The sequence below is a fragment of the Streptomyces sp. NPDC051776 genome (genome assembly GCF_040681345.1).
Classification (GTDB): domain Bacteria; phylum Actinomycetota; class Actinomycetes; order Streptomycetales; family Streptomycetaceae; genus Streptomyces.
In genome coordinates, this window is the sequence record NZ_JBFAYQ010000133.1 from 1 (window position 1) to 3197 (window position 3197).

General features: G+C 72.4%; 1 protein-coding gene. It reads right to left on the minus strand.

Annotation, left to right across the window (positions count from 1 at the left end; genetic code table 11):
* The coding region (locus AB0M26_RS31625; protein WP_365266413.1) for an SDR family NAD(P)-dependent oxidoreductase at positions 1 to 3134 on the minus strand (3134 nt) is incomplete at its 3' end.
* Positions 3135 to 3197: the final 63 nt, after the last annotated feature.

Here is a 3197-nt window from a genome sequence, read left to right on the forward strand (position 1 = left end):
GGCCGTTCACGACCCTGCCCATACGTGGCCAACAACGCCTGCGCCTCGATCGGATCACCCAGCGTCGTCCCCGTACCGTGCGCCTCAACCGCGTCCACATCCGCAGCCGACAGCCCTGCCCTGGACAGAGCCGCCCGGATGACCTGCTGCTGAGCGGGCCCGCTGGGCGCGCTGAGACCGTTGCTCGCGCCGTCCTGGTTGATGGCGGTCGAGCGGATCACGGCGAGCACCGGGTGTCCGTTACGGCGGGCGTCCGAGAGGCGTTCCAGCAGCAGCACACCGGCGCCCTCGGCGAGTCCCATGCCGTCGGCGGCCTTGGCGAACGCTTTGGAGCGGCCGTCCCTGGCCACGCCTCGGGTGCGGGCGAATCCGATGAAGCCGATGGGTTCCACCATCACGGCGACGCCGCCCGCGAGGGCCATGGAGCACTCCCCGGAGCGCAGCGCCTGTACGGCCATGTGCAGCGCGACCAGCGACGACGAACACGCGGTGTCCACCGTCACCGCGCTGCCCTCGATGCCGAGGGTGTAGGCAATCCGGCCGGACAGGACGCTTGTCGCGCTGCCGGTGACGATGTGGCCCTCGACGCCTTCGGGGAGGTTGTCCAGGCTGCCGAAGCCCTGGTTGGCGGCGCCGACAAAGACCCCGACGGGGGCACCGCGCAGGGTCTCGGGAACGATTCCGGCCCGCTCCAGCACCTCCCAGGAGGTCTCCAGCAGAAGCCGCTGCTGCGGGTCCATGGCGACGGCCTCGCGCGGCGAGATGCCGAAGAAGCCGGGATCGAAGTCGCCCGCCTCGTGGACGAAGCCGCCCTCGCGGGCGTAGCAGGTCCCCTCGCGGTCCGGGTCGGGGTCGTAGAGCGCACCGAGGTCCCACGAGCGGTCGTCGGGAAAGGCGTCGATGACGTCGCGGCCCTCGGCGAGGATCCGCCACAGTTCTTCGGGGGTGGTGGCGCCGCCGGGGTAGCGGCAGCTCATCGAGACGATGACGATCGGGTCGTCGTCCGCGGCGGGTGCGCGGGCCGGGGACATGGACGCGGCCGGTACGGGGAGGGCGGCGGAACCGCCGGTCAGTTCCTCGCGGACATGGCACGCGAGGGCCGTGACCGTGGGCCGGTCGAAGATCACGGTGACGGGCAGGCGCAGCCCGGTCGCGACGTTCAGCCGGTTGCGCAGCTCGACTGAGGTCAGCGAGTCGAAGCCCAACTCGCGGAAGGCGCGGCCGACTTCTACGGTGCCGGGACTGCTGTGGCCGAGGACGCCCGCGACGTGGGCCCGGACCAGGTCCACTACGGCCTGGTCCTGTTCCTCGGCGGTCATGCCGCGCAGCCGGGAGAGGAAACCGGTGGTCTCTGCGTCCTGCGTGGCCGGGCGCTGGCGGTCCTCCTCGGCGCTCAGCAGCTCGGCAACCTCGGGTACTTCGGTGAGCAGGGGCCGCGGGCGGGCCGCGGTGAAGACGGGGACGAAGCGTTCCCAGTCGATGTCGGCGACGGCGATGAAGCACTCGTCCCGGTCGAGGACCTGCTGCATGGCGGCGACGGCGAGGGCGGGGTCCATGAAGGGGATGCCGCGCCAGCGCAGTTGCTCCTGGACGACGTCGAGGGCCATGCCGCCGCCGTCGTCGCTCCAGATGCCCCAGGCGATCGACGTACCCGCCAGCCCGCGGGCCCGACGGTGCTCGGCGACCGCGTCTGCGTACGCGTTCGCCGCAGCGTAGGCGCCGTGGTCGCCGCTGCCCCACACCCCGGCGACGGAGGAGAAGACGACGAAGGCGTCGAGCCGGTCGTCGGAGAAGAGCGCGTCGAGGTTGGCGACGCCCGAGAGCTTGGCCTCGGCACCGTCGGCGAACTCCTGGAGCGTCGTGGTGGCCAGAGGGATGAGGATGCCGACACCAGCGGTGTGCACGATGGTGCGGATCGGCGGCCCGTCGGCCTCGACCCGCTCGACGAGGGCGGCCAGGGCCTCCCGGTCGGCGATATCGCAGGAGGCGATGGTGACGCGGACGCCCAACTCCCTGAGCTCGGACTCCAGTTCGGCAGCGCGTGGGGCGTCCGGGCCGCGGCGGCTGACCAGCACCAGGTGCTCGGTTCCGTTGCGGGCGAGCCAGCGGGCGGTGTGTCCGCCGAGTCCACCTGTACCGCCCGTGATCAGCGCGGTGCCGCGCGAGGTCCAGGTGTGATCGGCGCCTGCCGTTCCGGCCGGGGTACGGACAAGACGGCGGATGAGGACACCGGTTCTGCGGATGGCGATCTGGTCCTCGGTCCGGGCGTCGGCGAGGAGCCCGCACAGCCGGGCGGCGGTGCGCTCGTCGGGCAGCTCCGGAAGGTCCACGAGACCGCCCCAGAACTCGGGGTGCTCCAGCGCAACGACCCGGCCCATGCCCCAGGTGCCGTTCTGCAAGGGGTTGCGCAGCGGGTCGCTGTCGCCCGTGGTGACGGCTCCGCTCGTGAGCAGCCACAGCGGGGCGCGTACGCCGGTGTCACCGCAGGCCTGGACCAGCGCCAGCCCGGCCACCAGACCGGCCGCGAGGCCCGGCTGTTCCGGATGCGGGTGTTCGTCGAGCGCGAGGAGCGAGAGCACGCCGCTGTACTGGCCCCCGGCGGCGCCGGTGTGCTGGGCCGTCTCGGTCAGCAGAGCAGTGAGCCGTTCGCGGTCGCTGTCGGCGGAGTCGACGAAGAGGGGCGCGACTTCGGCGCCGTGCGTGGCGAGCCCGTCAAGGCAGACCTGGACGAGCTCGGAGTCGGCATGACTCGTGGGGACGACGACCAGCCACGTTCCACTGAGCGTGGCGGTGGCGGCGTCGGGCGTCGGCCGCCAAGCGAGGCGGTAGCGCCAGGAGTCGATGGTGGCTGCGGCACGGCGGCTTCTGCGCCACTCCGCCAGGACGGGGAGTGCTTGAGCCAGTGCCTGGTGGCCGGTGGCCTCGGGGACGTCGAGGGTGCCGGTCAGCGCCTCGAGGTCCTGCTCCTCGACGGCCGCCCAGAACTCGGCGTCCGCCGGGTCCTCTACGGCGCCGACTGGCGCGGAGAGCTGCGGCGAGGCCGGTTCGAACCAGTAGCGGCGGTGCTGGAAGGCGTAGGTGGGCAGCGGCACGGTACGGGCGCCTTGTCCCGCCAGGACCCTCGTCCAGTCCACGGGGATGCCCCGAACCCAGGCCTCGGCCAGGGACGTCAGGAAACGAGCCGCACCACCCTCATC